Below are 19,659 nucleotides of genomic sequence, written 5' to 3'. Positions count from 1 at the left end.
TATATTTGGAATCGATGAAAACCTGGTATATCATACTTTTTTGTCTTCCGATTTCGCTGATGAGTCAGAACGATTTCAGTACGCGATATTTTACCATCAATTCCAATTCGTTACCGCAGTTGGAAGAATTGACCATTTATAGTTTTAAGGCAGAAACATCTTTTAAGAAGATCGGATTGAACGATTTTCAGATGAATGTAGATAATTACCGTGCCAATGTGGATATGGTTAGCGCTATCCAAAACGAACAAGCATACGTTCCGGCCAATGTTAATGTAAAGGAAATTCAGTCTGAATTTTTCGGATTTGGTGCTCGATCCAGTTATTTATCCGACGGGAAAACCCGGGTCACTAATTCGGTCTATAAAGAAATGCGAGGCCTCGACCTTATGGATCCCTGCCCGCCTTTTGGTATTTGTGCGCGTTGCGCGCCTTACAGAGTTGGCAGAGGATTTTAAATTAAACAAGCGTACGTACTGCAATTATAAAGTAGGTAACGCAATTATCATTATTTGAAACGCATACCTATGATCCGTAGCTTTTTCCTGGTATTTTTTTTACTGAATTTATCTCCGATATTTTCTCAAAACGATGTAGTTAGTATAGTGGAAGAAGGGATCGTATATCACGACCGTGGGGAATTCGACAAGGCTATTGCTACCTACGAAACCGCCCTTGAGATCGACCCGAAATCGGCTATGGTTCTTTATGAGATCGGCCTAAGTTATTATCACAAAGGGGATTTTAAAACGGACATAAAATATTACGACAAGGTGCTAGATCTTAACAACGAACACCTTTTGCCGGCAACAATAAACAAAGGTCTTAGTCTTGATAATATGGGAAAATCCAAAGCGGCGTATAAACTCTTTAAAAAGGCCGTGAACGAATTTAAGAACGAACCTACTCTTCATTATAATCTGGCCTATCAACTGTATAAAAAAGGAGAACCCGAGACCGCAATCGAAGAATTAACTACCGCTATAAAACTCGATCCTGTATACCCTACCTCTCATTTATTAATGGGTTTCCTGCAGTTTGAAACCAATAATCGAGTACAGGCATTACTATCTTATCATTATTTCCTTTTTCTAAACCCCGGCTCGGAGAGGGCCAGGGATGTTTTTGTAGACATTAATAGCATTATGGGAGGAAATGTAACCATAGAAGACGGAAATACGAAATCAATAAACATTAGTCTATCCGCCGATCTGAACAGCGAATTTTCTGCCTCCGAATTATTACTGGCATTACTGGCTTCAGGTATTTCGGACGAAGAGAATAAAGATCTGTCTCGGGAAGAACTTTTTATTAAGAACAGCACCCGATTCTTTAAACATCTGGGTGAAATGAAGGAACGCCACGGAAATTCTGAAAGTATATACTGGAATTTCTATATCCCTTTCTTCGATAAATTGGCGAAATCGGATCATATGGAAGCATACTTCTATCATATTACCGAGAACATCAATGAGAGTTCGGCCAAATGGATAGAGGAACACACCCTGGAAATGTTCGCTTTCGAAAAATGGATAGGCCAGTAAATTATTTGTATCGCCAGCTGGTAAGATCTGCCCCCGGAGGTGCGCTTTCCATTATTCTCTTCATGATCTTAGGTACGTACATACTATTGTAGCGAAGGCGCGAGAGATGATTGGGTAATTCGGGGTCCCCGTTCCAGCAGTGTTCTGCACGATCTCCATAAGCTACTTCCCCATCGTAATACGGATCTGTGGTACTTTCCAGAAAATCTTCCATGAGATATACCGCATTATTGAGATAGTAGTTGTCCATATCGCCACAATATATGTGGATCTTTCCTCGTAATTCCGGCCCTAATTTTTCCCAATCGCGTTCAAGGATATAACGAAGATCGTAATTCTCTTGCCAGTATTTAGCTACGTCATGGTCTATATCCCCAGAGTATTTGTCCCAAAGGCGTTTTGGATACCCATCTTCTCCCAAAGGCGAATAGGTAGCTTCCCATATATCCCATTGCTGGCCCGATCTCGATTTGTCACCTAACACAAGTTCCAAACGATTATAGTCCTTCACAGTTGTATTTATTTGACCCAGGTAATCTCTGTGCCCGGGTATCTCAAGAGAGCGGAATTCACTATCGTAGAAATACGCATTCTCGTCTTCATAAATATTGACCAGGCAATAAGCTCTAAAATCTATCGGGTCCGGACAGGCGGCAAAGCAACCGTTATATTCTTCTGGGTATTTAACCTGTACCGCTAGTGCTTCCCATCCACCGGTAGATCCACCATAGAGGAAGCGGGCCCAGCCCTCTCCAATTCCCCTGAATTTCTGCTCAATATGTGGTATCAGCTCGTAGGTAATAGCATCGCCATACGGGCCCTGGGCGGCCGAGTTAACCGCGTAACTATCGTCGTAATACGGGGTTGGATGCTGAATTTCGATAATAATAAAACGAGGAAAATCTTCACTGTTCCAACGTTTGTAAAAATTGTAGGCCTCTTGCTGCTGAATTATATTATAGCCTTCTACCCCAAATCGCTCCGAATATTCCGGCTCCAGGTTGGGATCGGGAGGAGAGGTCCTCCAATCTCCGAAATCACTGGGGAAATGGCCATGGAAGATCATGAGAGGATATTTGGCCTCCGGGTGCTCGTCGAACCCCTTCGGTAACAGTACATGAGCTCCCAGGTACATATCCCTGCCCCAAAATTCGGATAGTTTTTCAGATTTAAATTTTATGTGCTTTACCCATTCGGTATCTTCTGGTTCTTCGATGGGTGGGATCACAGTATCGATCACCAGATCTAAATTTGAAGAATTTCCGCCAATAGAAACTTCAACAGGGATATTGTAGATGTTTCCCGGAGAACGATTCCATTGCTGTCCTTCGCCATTGTCCATAGGTAATTTAACGGTATGCCCGGTGGATAGGTTAAAAGTTTCGTAAACGTGTAACAAGGCCTGAGCCTGGTATGTGCCTTCCGGTATCTCATTTAAGTTTTCAATAGGGTAACCAAGCTCTTCAGAAGTAAATGTGATTGACTCACCTTTCTGCCAACCTTCTACATTCTTCCCGAAGATCAACTGAGTATTTAAACCATTATTTATCTGAAACCTGGGTTCAGCCTCTTTATTTGTAGAGAGCATAAGTAGCAGTCTGCCGTCTAATGCATCTACATTGAGCGAATCGGAAAGTTGTACGGTAAAACGTATTTGGTTGGAAGTTTCAGAAGTACAAGCACTTAATAGTAGTGATACAACGGCAAGTAGAACGTAGATTTTTTTCATGAGAAGATTGGTTAGTTCCCATAAAAATACAAAACACTAAAGATTAATTGGATAAATTATCAAGGATCCGGGATCAGATCAACTCAATTCCATCTTCTTTTATCACGATCTGTTTGTCCTTATACAAACTACCAATGGCCTTCTTAAAACTTTTCTTGCTTAGGCCAAGTTCATTTTTAATCGTTTCCGGATCAGATTTATCGTGTAAAGGAATAAAGCCACCCGCCGCTTTTAGTTCGTCCAGGACATAATTCGCGTTTGGTTCGATACTCTTATAACCCGGAGTTTGCAAGACTATGTCCAACTTATTGTCGTGACGTATTTTCTTCACATAGGCCTTTAAACGATCACCGGTGCGTATATCCTCGAATATATCTTCAGTATAAATAAGCCCTTTGTGGATCCCGTTAACAATTACGTTAGCCCCTTTATCGGTGAGATGTGTTACCAGTATATCTACTTCGTCAAATTTGGCAACGGTAAGATTCTCATTACTTAGAAATTTATTGGTCTTACTGGACCCGGTCAACCTATTGGTCTGTTCATCCAGATAGAGTCGAACGATATACCAATTGCCCGGTTTCATTGGGCGTGCCTGCTCTTTAAAGGGAACAAATAGTTGTTTCTCCAGACCCCAGTCCATGAAAGCGCCAAATTTATTCACATCACTGCAGTGCAGGTATCCAAATTCATTCAATTGCACATATGGCTCCAAAGTGGTAGCTACAGGACGTTCCTCATGGTCCAGGTAAACAAAGACGTTTAATTCGTCTCCCAGCTCGAAGGATTCGGGCTTATATTTATGCGGCAGCAATACTTCATCCCCTTCCGAATTTCCCAGGTATAAGCCCGGATCGGTTTCTCGCAGTATCCTAAGTTGCTGGTATTCTCCAAGTTGTAACATGGCAGCAAAGTTAGTTATTTAATCGCCATGAATCCTATTGATTTTTTAAAGATATTCCGTAATTTCACGTGCAAATGGAAATGGCAGATCCCCACAAATTAACCGTAGAAGCGGAACTAGAGCATGTATTAAAAACCGATCTTGTAACCGTTTATTTCTACACGGATATAGTAATCGTTGAAGCCAAAGAAGGTGTTACCTTATCGTATAAAACCGCATTTTCTATTCTGGTGATGGGGCTCAAATATGTAGGAAGCAGACCATTTGTATATATCGCCAACCGGGTAAATTCGTATTCGGTGAATCCTAATGACTATGTCTATCTTGAAAAAGTTCCCACACTTAAAGGTATTGCGATCGTTACTCCAACCGAACTAGGAAAAAAGAACGCAGAGCTCGAACTTAACTTCTTCAGAAAACCTATGGAAATATTCGATAACGTATCGGAGGCATATCTCTGGGGAAAACAATTACTTCATAGCTAATTAAGGTAATCTTACCTATCAAAATCTTGTTTTTACTGAATATTAATTAATCTAACCGGTACCGAAATCAACGGATGGTCGAAACATTACTGTATTTCATCGAAAATATATGTCCGTGACCTTAATTATATTTTTATGTGTGTGGTATTTTCCTACATTTAACCTGAAATTTAATTATTAGCCCCCCTGCTTATGATGACAATTGCCCCAGATAATGTTACCGGATCTCCGGAAATGCCAAGAAAGGTTTTAAACACCGAGATTGGTAAAATTTCGATCTATGATCATGTAGTGATCATGGAAGGAAAAGCGAATGTTAATATCTCTATTCGAAACGGGATGTCCGTGCTGATCGATGTCGCGAAAGCGGTTGGTTTTCGGCCGGTGGTCTATATCTCAAACAGAATAAATGCATATTCGGTAGATCCCAACGATTATAAATATTTGGAAATGATCCCTAATCTTAAGGGAATCGCCATTGTAACCTATAACGAGTTCTCGTATAATACGGCCAGTATGGAGGAGAATTTCATCCGGAAGCCATTTCGGGTCTTTAACAACCTGCATGCGGCAAAGAGCTGGGCAAAGTATGTTATCGAAGGAAAGGTTATCGTATAAATTCGAAATAATCTAGCAACACCTTATCATTCACTTCCTGAGGTGTGAATATCTCCAATAGCCTGGGGCGATGCGATTCAGAATAAAAAGAAGATAACTCATTCTTCAGGCTTAATTCATCCGAAACGGCCGCATATTCGATATCATACATTTCGCATAAATTAGCTGCGTTTAGATTATGCGAGGTCTCAAAGTAAGTTTTAAAATGAGCTGCACTCTTGGCGCCCGGTAAAATCCTAAATATCCCGCCACCCGAATTATTGATAACAATTATTCTGAGATCTTTGGGTATGTATTGGTTCCATAGCGCATTACTGTCATAGAAAAAACTGAGGTCACCACTTACATAAACGGTTTGTTTGCCCGAGGCTACCGCAGCTCCTATGGCCGTACTCGTACTTCCGTCAATACCACTCGTTCCGCGATTGCAAAAAACTTCTGGTTGATTTTTAAGTTCGAATAATTGAGCGTACCGAACCGTCGCGCTATTGGCCAGTTGTAACTGGCAACCTTTCGGGAGCGAATTAAAAACCAGGCTATATGCCCTGATATCCGAATATGTTACCGTACCCAGATATTCGGTGTGTTTCTCGAGGCGATACTTTCTTATCTGCAACCAGGAACTTTGGTAATTGGAGTGGGCAGGCTGTAGTAAGGGTAGAAATTTTCTGAAAAAGGTATTAGGATCCATCCTAAGGTGCTCGCTTAACGAAAAATACGTGTCGAATGCTTTCTTCTTATTGATATGCCAATGATGTTTTGGCTTATATTTTCTTAGATACGCCTTAATTCGCTTAGAGATCACCATGCCTCCAAAAGTGATGAGCAATTCGGGCTGTAAGGCTTCGAACTCTTCCGGGTTAAGCGCCGTTATCAACTGATCGATAGCAGGGATAAAATTAGGGTGGTGCCAATTGGATGTAGCTTCGGTAAATACGAGCAGATCATCTCTTGACGCCAATTGAGCAGTGACCTGATCATCTATAGACAAAGGCGGTAAAGTTCCTGTTAGTATTAACTTTTGGGAAGACGAATTCCAAATTTGCGCTAACTCCTTAAAATCAGGCTCGGAAGCCTCCATAGTGCGGGCCGGAACATGCTGAGGCCTAACCAGCAGATCATCGGTTTTATGGTATAACGGCTCTTCAAAGGGCGCATTAATATGTACCGGACCCTGTAATTCGATCGCCGTATTAAGAGCTATGTTGATCTCGGTCTCATTTTTTAGTTGGAATTCATCGCCGTCCTTGCAATTTGCACTATAAAGGATGTGGTTGGAATACACATTCTCCTGCCGAATAGTTTGCCCATCCCCTATTTCAACCAGCTTTTCCGGCCTGTCTGCGCTAATCACTACCAAAGGAATATCACTATAAAAGGCTTCTGCCACAGCAGGGTAGTAATTTAATAAAGCAGATCCGGAAGTACAGATAAGCGCTACCGGTCTATTAATTTGTTGGGCAACTCCCAGCGCAAAGAATGCCGCACAGCGCTCGTCTACTATACTAAAGCATGTAAAGGAAGGATGTTCCGTAAATCCAATCGTTAAAGGAGCGTTTCTGGATCCAGGAGATATCACAATATGATCGATCTCCTTTATGAGGCACAACTGAGTGATGGTTTGCGAGAGGCGCTTACTGGAGAATTTCATTATTGCAAAGGTACGAAGCCCACTTAATTATTTAAAGAAACTCCCCTAGTAGTTTTAACATGGTTTGCTGTTTGTTACAAGTCTCTTTCCATTCTGAAATAGGATCGGAAAGTACTGTGATCCCCCCACCGGTATAAATAGATGCTTCCTTATTGGACAGGCGCATACATCGAAGGTTTACAAACAGATTACTAGTAGAAGAATCCAGATTTACAGGCCCTACATAACCTGTGTAAAATGCACGATCATAACCTTCGAACGTTTCGATAAATTCCAGGGCCTTTTTAGCGGGAGTACCACAAACCGCCGGAGTGGGGTGTAGTGTATCGACCACCTGCTTAATACTGGCACTGGGATCTAAAACCCCGCTAATATCGGTTCGAAGATGTTCTAACGTCGCTGCAGAGCTGGTATAGGTCTCAGAAATTTCGATATCGGAAGTAAAAGGCTTCAGATCACGGAGTATCGCTTGGGTCACCAGTTCTTGTTCTTCAATTTCTTTATTTGTCCATTGTTGATCCCCGTGCTTTACTTTTGAACGAGTTCCTGCCAGGGACATCGTCTTAAATGTTTTGTCTGCAACCGAGAGTAGTAATTCCGGGGTGGCTGCACACCACATCCCTGTTTTCGGATGAAACCACAGATACCTGAAAGCATCCGTATTTTCAGAAAAAAGTACACTAGTAAACGTAATAATATCGAAACTTCGTAACGGCAGGTCTTGCTTCCGGCTCACCACTACTTTTTTCAATTCTGAAGTAGTAAGAGTTTCAATAGCTTTAGAGACCAATGCAATATGTCTGGTTCTCGAATCCTCATCTTCTGCGATCTCTTTATGTACTCCTTCTAGTCGGAGAGGGCGCAGATCCGCTTTTATTTGTTCACTCCGATTTACAGGGATAAGCGGTAAGGACGATGAATTGTAAAATGGAGCCATTACAAATCCTTTTTCCGATAAAGTGGTTGTGCTATATAGTTCCTTGGTATGCTGAAAAAGACCTGTCACCATCATACTTCCGGGTAACGCATAGATAACGAAGGGTAACTGTTGTCTATAATGTTGTTCCAATTTACCAAGCAAAAGATCTGCTCTCATCCGGTTACTTTTTCAGGGTGATGGTTGTAAGTTTCACCATAGAGATCAATTCATCCTTTTCGTTTACTATCGGAATTGACCATAATTGAATAGTTCTCCCCTTATGCAGGATTTTCGCCTTTGCATATACATAACCTTCGCTTACACTTTTTACGTGATTGGCCGATATCTCAATACCGCGTATGCTTACTTCTTGCCCTTTCATAAACAAAACAGATGCCATGCTGCCCACGCTTTCAGCCAGGGCGACTGAAGCACCACCGTGTAAGACCCCGTCGGGCTGATGAACAGTTGAATTTACCGGCATACGTGCTACCACCGTCTCATCGGTAACATCGATGAATTCGATACCCAGGGTTTCTATTAAGGTGTTTTTACACATGGCCGCGCATGCCGCAAGTATTTCTTCTTTTGAGTTGTTCATAGGATTCGTTTACATTTGTAAAAATACAAAACGAACTGAAGAATGGCCTTAGAAAAAAGGGTAACTTATAAGGCATCAGCCTCCTATTCCACGCTTAATAATTATGATCATAAAACCTTGAATGTGTGGATGGTATTTCATGGTATGGGCCATTTAAGTCGTTATTTTGCCAGGTTCTTCTCCACTCTTGATCCGGAAACCAATTACATTATCGCCCCACAGGCACCTTCTAAATACTACCTGAATACCGATTCCAAACATGTTGGAGCTTCATGGCTTACACGAGAGGATACTCTGGCCGAGACGAAAAATGTTCTGGCCTATGTGGATGCGGTCTGGGAAGCTGAAAATATCACCAATCCCTCTTCCCTTTTTATCCTTGGATATTCACAAGGTGTTTCGATAGCTACACGATGGATAGCGAGTAGGAAAATTCAATGTAAGCAACTGGTATTGCACTCGGGTGGAATTCCGAAGGAACTAAAACCGGAAGATTTCAATTATATGGACGCATCCACCAAAGTATTATTTATGCATGGTGACCAGGATCCTTATATCACTCCTACCCGTCTTTCCGAAGAAATAAAAAGAGGCTCAAGCTTGTTTGGGAGTAGAATGGAGGTACGATCCTTTGAAGGTGGGCACGAGGTAAACATAGATTTCCTACAAAATATCCTACAATTATAGAAATAAATAGTGCATTTCATCGATTTTTTTTGTCTGTTAGCGAGAATATGACTTTATTTACACATTATTGTAAGTAAAATCTGAACCTCAACCAATGAAAAAGTCTATTTCTACCTTGCTTATGCTACTTCTCACAGTAGTTCTTAGCGCACAGGTTGCCCCAGCAGAAAGACAAGCTCTACTTGAGTTTTATCATTCAACTAACGGAAAAAACTGGAACCAATCATGGGATATTACCGCACCCGTAGCCGACTGGCAGGGTGTTACAGTGGAAAATAACACTGTTACCGGTCTTTCCTTATTATTCAACAATATTAGTGGTACTCTACCCGAATCGATAGGTGAACTTAAAAACCTAAGGATCTTAGAGTTATCCTTCAATCGGATCTCAGGCACTTTACCTGCCTCGCTAGGTAATTTAAGCAAACTTGAAATGCTGGCCTTTAACGGCAACGCCCTTACCGGCAATGTTCCCGAGTCGCTTGGAGCACTTAATAATCTTAAACAATTACATCTAAGTAGTAACTTCTTGACGGGATCGTTACCCGGATCGCTTAAAAATTTGAAAAATTTAGAGGTTTTCAACGTTTTTGATAATAAATTATCCGGGGAACTTCCGTCAGAGATCTCAAAAATCAAAACATTAAAGGAAGTGATCATAGCCGAAAATGATTTCACCAACACCGAACATTTCTCTGTGATCCTTATGTCGAACTCCGCAAGCCTCGATTTCAATGATACCGGGGTTGTACCGGCGGCTAAGTCGGTTATCGCCATCGAAACCAGCGACGATCATTAATACGTATTACTCCTAACAGTTTAAAGTTAAGGCGGCCGCATTGCGAGCCGCTTTTTTTATGGGTTTTTTTGAATTATATTTATAAGAACCAAAAAAAATCCTTTGATGAAATATCTAACCACCTTAGTTACCCTTTTTCTTTCCTCATCTTTCCTACTCGCCCAAATAACATTCAGTCCAAATATTATAGACAATGCCGAGCCTACTGCTAACGCCGCAAACACAGTTACTACAGGCGATTTCGACGGCGATGGCGATATAGATGTGATAGGCGGAGCTTATCAGGCCGATCATTTCTCTATATATAGAAATGACGGCAATGGAAATTTCACCAGAAGCACCATCGATAACGGAGCCACAGCCGATGGAGCGCGTTTTGCTACCAGCTTCGATCTCGACGAGGACGGTGATCTGGATATTCTGGCTACCTCCTCCAATGCCGATGCATACCTTTGGTATGAAAACGATGGCAGCGGTCTTTTTACACCTCACGTTATAGATAATTCGTCTTATGCCAACGAAGCATATAGCATAGGAGCAGCAGATTTCGACGATGACGGCGATATGGATATAGTTGGGGGAGCCAATGCAGGCGACGCCCTAGTTGTCTATGCTAACGATGGAAACGAAAATTTCTTAATTCTTAATGTCTTAAGTGTAGGTGATAACCGTACGAACGGGGTGAGAGTGGCAAAAGTAGCCGATGTAAATGAGGATACCTACCCGGACATAGTGGTGGCGGCTTTTGCCGGCGATACCTTTTCCTGGTATGAAAATGACGGAAACGGAGTGTTCACGCCACATACCATAGATGATTCGGTGAATGCTAATGGTGCTACCGCAGTAGACGTGGCCGATCTGGATGGTGATGGCGATATGGATATAGCGGCCGGTAGTAATAATGCAGATCAGTTCTTATGGTACGAAAATGACGGTAGTGAGAATTTTACAACTCATATTATCGATAATACGAGTAGCTTTTCTATTGGTCCGCGTGGATTATCATTGGTAGACCTGGAACAGGACGGAGATATGGATATTATCACAGCAGCCATCACCGGCGATGCTTTTGCCTGGTATGAAAATGATGGCAGTGGTGTTTTTACCGGAGCAGTGATAAGTAGTGACCCTACTTATAGTAATGGGGCCTTTGCCATAACTTCGGCAGATATTGATGGAGACCTGGTAGCAGATATCGTTACGGCCGCCAACATTAGTGATGCCTTTTCGTGGTTTAAGACAGAAGGGGTTATATTGGCAATTGGGGCCAACGCTCTTGAAAGCATTAAGGTCTACCCAAATCCGGTCCATGATACATTAAATGTAAATCTACCAGCAGATCTTTCGGAAGTTGAGATTTCAATTTTTGATAACTTCGGAAAAATGTTATGGCAGGACCACAGCGATAACCAGGGAACGCTACGTGTGGATTTGTCGCAGTTCGCCTCGGGGATCTATTATATGAAAGTGTCCTCTTCCGAAGGAAATATTACCAAAAAGATCATTAAAGAATAGCCGAATTATAATCATAAATATAACGAAAATGCAGGCATAGGCTACACAAGTTGCGTGAACTGTTACTACTCTAACGTTGTAGTAAGTTTTACCCTAGTCCAAAGCTAAAATAGCCTATGTTTCATACCTTTACGGCCTGAAAAATCAACGAATTATGTATAGCCAATCCAGGGTTATTATCGAAAATATCACTCCGCTTATCAATAACGGAGAATATCCAGTGAAATCTGTTGTAAACGAAACAGTACCGGTGACAGCAGATATCTTTGCGGACGGACATGACATCATAGCCGCTTCGGTTCGATATAAGCATGCTAAGGAGAATAAATGGAAAGAGGTACGCATGCAACCCAATGTTAATGATAGCTGGTCTGCTGCGTTCACAGTTTCAAAGCAAGGCGTGTATAAATACAAGATCGAAGCCTGGGTTGATCACGGCCTCAATTGGCAACATGGGATTACCCGTAAACTGGAAGATGGACAAACAGTTACCTCCGAACTTCTTGAAGGAGCGCTCTATCTGGAAAGTATTATGAAAGATGCCGCGGCAACTGAAACTACTTTCTTAAAAGATTGTGTGGCTTCATTCAGGCATCCCGGAGCCTATCCGAAAGCCGTAGAAATGGCTATATCGCACAAACTTCACCAGCTCCTCACCAAATATCCTGCTAAAGGGATCTTAAGTGAAAGTGACGAATACTCTACCTACGTAGACAGATTAAAGGCGCGCTTTAGTACCTGGTACGAATTCTTCCCTCGCTCGGCTTCCCAGGAAGAAGGTCGGCATGGGACTTTCAAGGATTGCGAACAACTTTTACCGAGAGTGGCGAATATGGGCTTCGATACACTTTACTTCCCTCCTATCCATCCCATAGGCGAAGTAAACCGAAAGGGTAAGAATAATACAACAAAAGCCAATAATGACGATGTAGGCTCCACATGGGGTATTGGTTCGGAAAAAGGTGGACATAAGGACATTCATCCAGAGCTCGGTTCCCTGGCAGATTTTAAAGCCCTGGTCAAATTGGCCGAAAAACATGGGATGGAGATCGCTATGGACTTTGCATTACAGGCAGCTCCGGATCACCCCTGGGTTAAAGAACATCCCGAATGGTTTAAATGGAGGCCTGATGGTACCGTACAATATGCCGAGAACCCACCGAAGAAATACCAGGATATACTTCCAATCTACTTTGAGAGCAAGGACTGGAAGAACCTTTGGAAGGAAATGCTCGAAACTGCCTTGTATTGGGTAGAGACCTGTGGAATAAAGGTCTTCCGCGTCGATAATCCTCACACTAAACCTTTTTATTTCTGGGGCTGGCTTATTGGCGAAGTGAAGAAAAAACATCCCGATGTACTCTTTCTTTCCGAAGCTTTTACACGCCCGAAGGTGATGCATCAACTCGCGAAGCAGGGCTTTACGCAGTCTTATACGTATTTTACCTGGCGAAATACGAAACAGGAATTGATCGAGTATATGGAAGAACTTACCAAAACCGATCAACGCTATTTTTTCCGTCCGAATTTTTGGCCTAATACTCCGGACATCAACCCCTGGTCTTTACAGGGAGGTAATGAGGCAATTCATCTGCAAAGATACTTTTTAGCTGCTACACTTAGCTCTAATACAGGTATTTATGGTCCTGTATTTGAACAAATGGTTAGTGATGCTTTGCCGGGTAAAGAAGAATATCTGGATTCGGAAAAATTTCAACTTCGGCACTGGGACTGGAAGAAAGAAAACAAGCTTACCACATTGATTTCGAAGATCAATAAAATACGGAAAGAGCAAACATCCCTTCAGCAAACTAACAATATAAAATTCCTGGCTGTAGAGAACGACCAGTTACTGGCGTATTATAAATATAGTGACGATCGTGAAAACGAAACGATCATGATCGTTAATCTCGATCCTTATTACGGTCAGAAGGGCTGGATCCAACTCCCCATGAGCGATCTGGGGATACACGAAGGACAGCAGGTTAACGTAACAGACCAGATAACAGGAAGCAGTTATATCTGGGATAAGGAATGGAATTTTGTAGAATTACACCCTGCACTGCCGTTTCATTTATTTAAAATTAAAAAGTAATGGCTAAGCTGGAAACATCCAAGGCCAAGAAACCTTCGAATTTCGACGATTCCTGGGAGGAATTAATGGATAACACAGATTTTGTCCAGATGTTCCTTTCGGAAGTGCTGGAAGATTATATACAGAAACAGCGATGGTACGGTGGTAAGTCCAGTAAACTTAAGTACATCGAACTCACCGAATATTTCAGAATTCAGAAAGATGAAGAAATGTACTACGGCCTCATCCTGGAAGTCAATTTTGTGGAGGCGTTCTATCAACATTACTTTATTCCTATTGCCTTTGTAACCGACGAAGACTACGCCAAAAACGACAAAATACTCCCTATAAGCATACAGGGTACTGAAGGATTTATAATTGATGCCATAAACCTGGATGCCTTTCGTAAAGTGGTTTTCGAACGAATTTTGAATGCCAGGCCTCACGACTCCACACGAGTGCAATACCACAAGGGGGAACGTCTTACCGAGACCGAATACAAGTCTTCCCGCAATATGGGAATGGAACAAAGTAATACCTCAGTGATCATAAACGATAAATGTGTTATCAAATTCTTCAGAAGGATATATGCAAATAAGAACCCCGATTATGAGATGTCGCTTTTCCTTTCAGATAAAAAAGGATTTAAAAATACCCCGGCCTATTTAGGCAGTTTAAATATCATAGACACGGATAACCTGATGATTACCATTGCCTTGATGCAGGAAATGGTTGAGAATCAAGGTGACGCATGGGAATATATGCTGGACAAACTTGATACGATATTTGATAACCTCGGCAAAAAGAATATTAACATAGAGTCATTGCCACATGCCGAGCTGTTCGCTCGCTTACCTATAAAAGATGTGCCACACGAGATCATAGATTGGGCAGGACTGGATATATTTCAGAAGTTACAGAAACTTGCTCAACGTACCGCCGAAATGCACATCGTACTCGGTTCGGAATTCGAGGATACCAATTTTACCCCTCAGCGTTTCAATATGGACTACGAAGTATGGCTGAAAAACCGACTTCTGTACCAGTTTCAGAATAGGCTGAATACCGTGGAAAATAATCTGCATAAACTGAAGGACGACACCTTAAGACTGGCAGATCAGTTCCTGGAGCAGAAAAATAAGATCCGTAAGCGATTCCTGGCTTACGACTGGACGAAAATGAAGGGTGAAAGAATTAGGGTTCATGGTGATTATCACCTGGGACAGGTTCTTGTAACCGACGACGATTTTTATATTCTTGATTTTGAGGGAGAACCCGAAAGCACCATCCGCGATAGGGTAGTAAAACAACCTCCTTTAAAAGATGTTGCCGGTATGTTCCGCTCCTTCCACTATGCGGTGTACGCAACTATATTCAATAATGGCGACAAATATCCTTTTCAACAGGATGCGTTATATCACGCCGGGGAATGTCTATATCGCTACTTTATTGGGGTATTCCTGGAGACCTATACAAAAATGGTTCAGGAGGCAAATCTTAATATCGGCTATAATCAGGAACGAATTTTTATGCTGAAATACGCCATGCTGGAAAAGGCGGTATATGAGCTAGGCTACGAAATGAATGCGCGTCCGCTTTGGGCTATCATTCCACTGGAGGGTATTGCCTCTATTATGAACGAAGAACAAAATTTATGAGCAACGTAATTCCGCATAGTTTATTTACCGATTTCGATATCGACCTCTTCAAGGCGGGAAAGCACTTTAGGCTTTACGAGAAACTAGGGGCCCATCTCACCGAAGTAGATGGGAAAAAAGGAGTTTATTTTGCCGTTTGGGCTCCATCGGCGAAAGCAGTTTCTGTAATTGGTGATTTTAATTTTTGGATAGAGGGTGAACATCCGCTTAATATTAGATGGGACTCATCCGGGATTTGGGAAGGATTTATACCCAACGTGGAAAAAGGGGCAAAATATAAGTATAAGATCCACTCTCATCACGGCGATATTAAAACCGAAAAAGCAGATCCCTTTGCAGCGCGATGTGAACATCCTCCAAACACAGCCTCCATTGTCTGGGACACTACCTATACATGGAAGGACAAGAACTGGATGAAAAAGCGAAAGGATATTAATCGCCTGGATAAGCCTTTTTCTGTTTACGAAGTTCACCTGGGGTCCTGGATGCACAAAGCCGAAGAGAATCGGCCCCTTAGCTACCTGGAGCTCGCCAGTGAACTAACAGCGTATGTGAAGAAAATGAATTTTACCCATGTAGAGTTCATGCCTATTATGGAATATCCCTACGATCCTTCCTGGGGATACCAGCTTACGGGTTACTTCGCACCCACTTCCCGATTTGGCTATCCGGAAGATTTTATGTTCCTGGTAGACGAATTACACAAAAATGACATTGGCGTGATCCTGGATTGGGTACCTTCTCATTTTCCGGAGGATGCGCACGGACTTGGAAATTTTGACGGATCACATTTGTACGAACATCCGGACCGGCGAAAGGGGTATCACCCCGACTGGAAGAGTTTAATATTCAATTATGGCAGAAACGAAGTTCGTGCCTTCCTTATTAGTAACGCGGTTTTCTGGTTAGACCGATATCACGCCGACGGCCTGAGAGTAGATGCTGTTGCGAGTATGCTATATCTGGATTATTCTAGGGAAGACGGAGAATGGGAACCTAATCAATATGGCGGCAGGGAGAACCTGGATGCCATTTCGTTCTTTAAAGAATTGAATGAAGAGATCTACGGAAGTTTTGACGGGGTACAAACCATAGCCGAAGAATCTACCTCCTTCCCTATGGTTTCCAAACCTACCTATTTGGGCGGACTGGGCTTCGGAATGAAATGGATGATGGGCTGGATGCACGATACCCTCGAATATTTTAAAAAAGAACCCATTTACCGAAAGCATCACCAGAACGATATCACCTTTAGCATGACCTATGCCTTTACCGAGAACTTCATGCTTCCCTTAAGTCACGATGAAGTTGTATACGGCAAGCAGTCGATCTTAGGGCGTATGCCTGGCGATGAATGGCAACGGTTTGCCAATCTAAGGCTGTTGTATAGTTATATGTACACGCATCCCGGAAGTAAGTTGCTTTTTATGGGAGGTGAATTTGGACAGAGTGATGAATGGAATTTTCAGCAAAGCCTGGACTGGCATTTACTGGAATACGACTATCATAAGGGGATTCAGAAATTAGTTGCTGAAGTAAATAATCTGTACCGAAATGAGCCGGCCTTACACGAAAAGCAATTTGTAAGTGAAGGCTTCGAATGGATAGATTATAACGATTCAGAAAATTCGGTTTTGGCCTATGTGCGGAAGGGCGAGAATGAGAAGGATGATCTTGTTCTGATAGCCAACATGACACCCGTTCCCAGGGAAGAATACCGCATTGGTTTGCCAGCCTCTGGTAGCTACAAACTAATTTTCAATAGTGATGCTCCGGAGTTTGGAGGAAGCGGTTATAAGATCGCAAAACAATATACTTCCGAAGCTGTAGAGTGGCAACACAGGGCTCAGTCTGTAGTACTCGATCTGGCTCCACTGGGCGTTATGGTCCTTAAAAAGTTTAAATCGGCCAAAAAAAGTTAATGAAAACGTTTTCGTTTGTTAATTACTTTTTTAAAATGCCATGCCGTCCGGTATCGATTCTCAATAGAATTATTTTCATTTGTAATACATCAAAATTAGTTTAACTATATGATTGTAAACACCGAATTAGAACAAAAAGGGAACCAGTTTCCCTCCGCCATAAATAGTTTCGTAAAAGAAAAAGATAAATTCCTCATCACCACCGAAAATGACGTGCTCTTACAAATTACTGTTGTAAGAGATAGTGTACTAAGATTTAGATATGCGCCTAACGGAAGTTTTCCAAAGGACTTTTCGTATGCGATCTCCGAAGATGCCGTACGCGGATATAATCATCTGGAATATTCGGAAGAAAAAGACCGCTACATCATTAAAACATCCAAACTCCAGCTACACCTCAACAAAGCCAACCTGCAGAAGACGATTTACGATATAGACGGGAAGCTTATAAATCAGGATGAAGCCGGTTTTCATTGGGAGTACAGCTATGAGCATGGGAGTGATATCGTAAAGATGAGTAAAGCCGAACAGAAGATGGAATGCTACTATGGGCTTGGAGACAAACCTATGCATTTCAACCTGAAAGGAAAGCGTGTAGAAAACTGGGTGACCGATCAATATGCCTTCGGCAAGGATCAGGATCCACTTTATAAAGCCATTCCTTTCTACATTGGTCTTCACAGTGATATCTCGTATGGGATCTTTTTTGATAATACCTTCCGTACTTTTTTCGATTTTGGAGATGAACGCCGAAGCGTTATGAGTTACTGGGCTCAGGGCGGTGAAATGAACTATTACTTTATATACGGCCCTGAAATGAATCAGGTCGTCACCAACTACACAGACCTTACCGGTAAACCCGAACTCCCGCCATTATGGGCCCTTGGATATCACCAGAGTAAGTGGAGTTATTATCCTGAGAGCAACGTTCGCGAGATCGCACAGAAATTCCGCGACCTGAAAATACCTTGTGATGCTATTTACCTGGATATTGATTATATGGACGAATTCCGCTGTTTTACTTGGAATAAGGAATATTTTCCGGATCCCAAGGGTATGGTAGACGATCTCACCGAACAAGGGTTTCAAACCGTCGCCATAATCGACCCGGGAATCAAGATCGATAAGGATTACGACATATACAGAGAAGCATTAGAAAAGGATTATTTCTGTAAAAGGGCTGATGGCCCTCTGATGAGAGGAAAAGTATGGCCGGGAGAGTGTAATTTCCCCGATTTTACGAATCCTGAAGTACGTGCCTGGTGGAGTGGTCTTTACAAAGAACTCATAGAAGATATTGGTGTGAAAGGCGTATGGAACGACATGAACGAACCTGCTGTTATGGAGGTACCTACCAAAACTTTCCCATTAGATGTTCGACATAATTACGACGGCAACCCATGTAGCCATAGCAAAGCGCATAATATCTATGGAATGCAGATGGCAAAAGCTACCTATGAGGGAGTAAAGCAATTTGTTTACCCGAAACGACCTTTTATAATCACAAGAGCTGCATATGCGGGAACTCAACGATACAGTTCTTCATGGACAGGTGATAACGTGGCCAGCTGGGAGCATTTATGGATCGCCAATCAGCAGGTGCAGCGTATGGCGATCTCGGGGATGTCCTTTATTGGAACCGATATAGGAGGTTTCGCCGAACAACCAACCGGTGAGCTCTTTGTGCGATGGATACAATTAGGGATCTTTCATCCTTTCTGCCGTACCCACTCTTCCGGTGATCACGGTGATCAGGAGCCCTGGGCGTTCGATGAGAATGTAACCAACATAGTTAGGAAGTTCATCGAATTGCGTTATAAAATGCTGCCTTATCTATATACAGCCTTCTATCAATATGTAGAAGAGGGCACACCTATGGTGCAGCCGTTAGTGCTCTTCGACCAGAAAGACCATCAAACTTATTATCGCACCGATGAGTTCATGTTTGGGAAACAGATCCTGGTTTGCCCAATCCTGGAACCCAATTCCAAGGGACGCAGAATGTATATCCCAAGGGGTAAATGGTATAACTACTGGACTCATGATGTGGTTCAAGGAGGTAAGGAAGTTTGGGTTGACGCCGACATTGATTCCATTCCATTATTTGTAAAAGAAGGAGCAATAATCCCTAAATACCCGGTACAGCAGTATGTAGGTGAAAAAGAGATCGAAGAAGTAGAACTGGAAGTTTATTATAAAGAAGGTAAGGAAAAATCTGTCTTATACGAAGACGCAAACGACGGTTACGATTATAAAAAAGGTCGGTTTAGTTATCGAACTTTCAAACTTACCGGACATAAGAACCAGCTTATCATACAGCAGCATAAGGAAGGAAGTTACGTAACACCCTACACGAAGTTTAAGCTGGATCTAAAAAGATTGCCCTTCGAGATTAAGACCATTGAAGTTGACAACCAGGAGACATCGCTTTCCAAATTAAAAGTTAACGGAAATACTTCATTGGAAGTTGATAAGAACTTTACCGAACTGCACTTAATTGGCAAATAGATTCGGGATATTAATAATTAAAAATACGGCCTCCTCAAGGGGCCG

The 19,659-nt window shown here is 42.2% G+C and carries 16 protein-coding genes; 11 read left to right on the top strand and 5 right to left on the bottom strand.

The window, feature by feature from the left end:
* Positions 1-14 precede the first annotated feature (14 nt).
* Positions 15-458: a hypothetical protein gene (locus C5O00_RS11575; protein ID WP_105217011.1), complete on the top strand. Its 444-nt coding sequence runs from the start codon at positions 15-17 to the stop codon at positions 456-458.
* 69 nt (positions 459-527) lie between these two features.
* Complete coding sequence (locus C5O00_RS11570) at positions 528-1,544, top strand: tetratricopeptide repeat protein (protein WP_105217010.1); 1,017 nt, start codon at positions 528-530, stop codon at positions 1,542-1,544.
* Position 1,545: 1 nt separating this feature from the next.
* On the opposite strand, the gene C5O00_RS11565 is transcribed toward C5O00_RS11570, so the two are convergent.
* Positions 1,546-3,273: an alpha/beta hydrolase-fold protein gene (locus C5O00_RS11565; protein ID WP_105217009.1), complete on the bottom strand. Its 1,728-nt coding sequence runs from the start codon at positions 3,271-3,273 to the stop codon at positions 1,546-1,548.
* Positions 3,274-3,346: 73 nt separating this feature from the next.
* Positions 3,347-4,177, bottom strand: coding sequence for a CvfB family protein (locus C5O00_RS11560; protein WP_105217008.1), 831 nt, complete (start codon positions 4,175-4,177; stop codon positions 3,347-3,349).
* A 74-nt stretch (positions 4,178-4,251) separates the two neighbouring features.
* Here C5O00_RS11560 and C5O00_RS11555 point away from each other — a divergent pair, with 74 nt between their 5' ends.
* Both C5O00_RS11555 and C5O00_RS11550 read left to right on the top strand, forming a co-directional pair.
* Positions 4,252-4,662 carry a hypothetical protein gene (locus C5O00_RS11555; RefSeq protein ID WP_105217007.1) on the top strand — a complete coding sequence of 137 codons (411 nt, stop codon included), beginning with the start codon at positions 4,252-4,254 and terminating at the stop codon, positions 4,660-4,662.
* Between the two features lie 192 nt (positions 4,663-4,854).
* The gene (locus C5O00_RS11550) at positions 4,855-5,280 is read left to right on the top strand and encodes a hypothetical protein (RefSeq protein WP_158676843.1); all 426 of its coding nucleotides are present in this window, start codon (positions 4,855-4,857) and stop codon (positions 5,278-5,280) included.
* Here the strand turns inward: C5O00_RS11550 and menD are convergent.
* The 3 genes from menD to C5O00_RS11535 are packed head-to-tail and all read right to left on the bottom strand — an operon-like array spanning position 5,270 to position 8,451.
* Positions 5,270-6,931, bottom strand: a complete 1,662-nt coding sequence (menD, locus tag C5O00_RS11545) for a 2-succinyl-5-enolpyruvyl-6-hydroxy-3-cyclohexene-1-carboxylic-acid synthase (protein ID WP_105217005.1) — start codon at positions 6,929-6,931, stop codon at positions 5,270-5,272. The two genes, C5O00_RS11550 and menD, sit on opposite strands and share 11 nt — an antisense overlap.
* Before the next feature lie 31 nt (positions 6,932-6,962).
* Complete coding sequence (locus C5O00_RS11540) at positions 6,963-8,027, bottom strand: isochorismate synthase (RefSeq protein WP_105217004.1); 1,065 nt, start codon at positions 8,025-8,027, stop codon at positions 6,963-6,965.
* 4 nt (positions 8,028-8,031) lie between these two features.
* Entirely contained in the window at positions 8,032-8,451 is a 420-nt protein-coding gene (locus C5O00_RS11535) for a PaaI family thioesterase (RefSeq protein ID WP_105217003.1), read from the bottom strand.
* 42 nt (positions 8,452-8,493) lie between these two features.
* On the opposite strand from C5O00_RS11535, the gene C5O00_RS11530 reads away from it, so the two are divergent.
* From C5O00_RS11530 to C5O00_RS11500, 7 genes are all read left to right on the top strand, one after another.
* Positions 8,494-9,138 carry an alpha/beta hydrolase gene (locus tag C5O00_RS11530; RefSeq protein ID WP_105217002.1) on the top strand — a complete coding sequence of 215 codons (645 nt, stop codon included), beginning with the start codon at positions 8,494-8,496 and terminating at the stop codon, positions 9,136-9,138.
* A gap of 94 nt (positions 9,139-9,232) precedes the next feature.
* Positions 9,233-9,937, top strand: a complete 705-nt coding sequence (locus C5O00_RS11525) for a Two component regulator three Y domain protein (protein ID WP_105217001.1) — start codon at positions 9,233-9,235, stop codon at positions 9,935-9,937.
* Positions 9,938-10,042: 105 nt separating this feature from the next.
* On the top strand, positions 10,043-11,452 hold the full coding sequence (locus C5O00_RS11520; protein ID WP_105217000.1) for a T9SS type A sorting domain-containing protein: 1,410 nt from the start codon (positions 10,043-10,045) through the stop codon (positions 11,450-11,452).
* A gap of 154 nt (positions 11,453-11,606) precedes the next feature.
* Positions 11,607-13,547 (top strand): alpha-1,4-glucan--maltose-1-phosphate maltosyltransferase, encoded by a 1,941-nt coding sequence (locus C5O00_RS11515; protein WP_105216999.1) that lies wholly within the window; start codon positions 11,607-11,609, stop codon positions 13,545-13,547.
* Positions 13,547-15,184, top strand: coding sequence for a phosphotransferase (locus C5O00_RS11510; protein ID WP_105216998.1), 1,638 nt, complete (start codon positions 13,547-13,549; stop codon positions 15,182-15,184). Before C5O00_RS11515 ends, C5O00_RS11510 begins: the two co-directional genes overlap by 1 nt.
* Positions 15,181-17,106, top strand: a complete 1,926-nt coding sequence (gene glgB / locus C5O00_RS11505) for a 1,4-alpha-glucan branching protein GlgB (protein ID WP_105216997.1) — start codon at positions 15,181-15,183, stop codon at positions 17,104-17,106. The genes C5O00_RS11510 and glgB overlap by 4 nt, the downstream gene beginning before the upstream one ends.
* 108 nt (positions 17,107-17,214) lie before the next feature.
* Positions 17,215-19,614 carry a glycoside hydrolase family 31 protein gene (locus C5O00_RS11500; protein WP_105216996.1) on the top strand — a complete coding sequence of 800 codons (2,400 nt, stop codon included), beginning with the start codon at positions 17,215-17,217 and terminating at the stop codon, positions 19,612-19,614.
* Positions 19,615-19,659: the final 45 nt, after the last annotated feature.

It is taken from the genome of Pukyongia salina (assembly GCF_002966125.1).
GTDB lineage: Bacteria > Bacteroidota > Bacteroidia > Flavobacteriales > Flavobacteriaceae > Pukyongia > Pukyongia salina.
Note: the sequence above shows the minus strand (reverse complement) of the source record. Positions and strands in the feature narration are given on the sequence as shown.

What these genes read in the sequence shown, in the direction of transcription:
- C5O00_RS11575 (WP_105217011.1), top strand. Translation starts at nt 15, where the DNA reads ATGAAAACCTGGTATATCATACTTTTTTGTCTTCCGATTTCGCTGATG.
- C5O00_RS11570 (WP_105217010.1), top strand. Translation starts at nt 528, where the DNA reads ATGATCCGTAGCTTTTTCCTGGTATTTTTTTTACTGAATTTATCTCCG.
- C5O00_RS11565 (WP_105217009.1), bottom strand. Translation starts at nt 3,273, where the DNA reads ATGAAAAAAATCTACGTTCTACTTGCCGTTGTATCACTACTATTAAGT.
- C5O00_RS11560 (WP_105217008.1), bottom strand. Translation starts at nt 4,177, where the DNA reads ATGTTACAACTTGGAGAATACCAGCAACTTAGGATACTGCGAGAAACC.
- C5O00_RS11555 (WP_105217007.1), top strand. Translation starts at nt 4,252, where the DNA reads ATGGAAATGGCAGATCCCCACAAATTAACCGTAGAAGCGGAACTAGAG.
- C5O00_RS11550 (WP_158676843.1), top strand. Translation starts at nt 4,855, where the DNA reads ATGATGACAATTGCCCCAGATAATGTTACCGGATCTCCGGAAATGCCA.
- menD (WP_105217005.1), bottom strand. Translation starts at nt 6,931, where the DNA reads ATGAAATTCTCCAGTAAGCGCCTCTCGCAAACCATCACTCAGTTGTGC.
- C5O00_RS11540 (WP_105217004.1), bottom strand. Translation starts at nt 8,027, where the DNA reads ATGAGAGCAGATCTTTTGCTTGGTAAATTGGAACAACATTATAGACAA.
- C5O00_RS11535 (WP_105217003.1), bottom strand. Translation starts at nt 8,451, where the DNA reads ATGAACAACTCAAAAGAAGAAATACTTGCGGCATGCGCGGCCATGTGT.
- C5O00_RS11530 (WP_105217002.1), top strand. Translation starts at nt 8,494, where the DNA reads ATGGCCTTAGAAAAAAGGGTAACTTATAAGGCATCAGCCTCCTATTCC.
- C5O00_RS11525 (WP_105217001.1), top strand. Translation starts at nt 9,233, where the DNA reads ATGAAAAAGTCTATTTCTACCTTGCTTATGCTACTTCTCACAGTAGTT.
- C5O00_RS11520 (WP_105217000.1), top strand. Translation starts at nt 10,043, where the DNA reads ATGAAATATCTAACCACCTTAGTTACCCTTTTTCTTTCCTCATCTTTC.
- C5O00_RS11515 (WP_105216999.1), top strand. Translation starts at nt 11,607, where the DNA reads ATGTATAGCCAATCCAGGGTTATTATCGAAAATATCACTCCGCTTATC.
- C5O00_RS11510 (WP_105216998.1), top strand. Translation starts at nt 13,547, where the DNA reads ATGGCTAAGCTGGAAACATCCAAGGCCAAGAAACCTTCGAATTTCGAC.
- glgB (WP_105216997.1), top strand. Translation starts at nt 15,181, where the DNA reads ATGAGCAACGTAATTCCGCATAGTTTATTTACCGATTTCGATATCGAC.
- C5O00_RS11500 (WP_105216996.1), top strand. Translation starts at nt 17,215, where the DNA reads ATGATTGTAAACACCGAATTAGAACAAAAAGGGAACCAGTTTCCCTCC.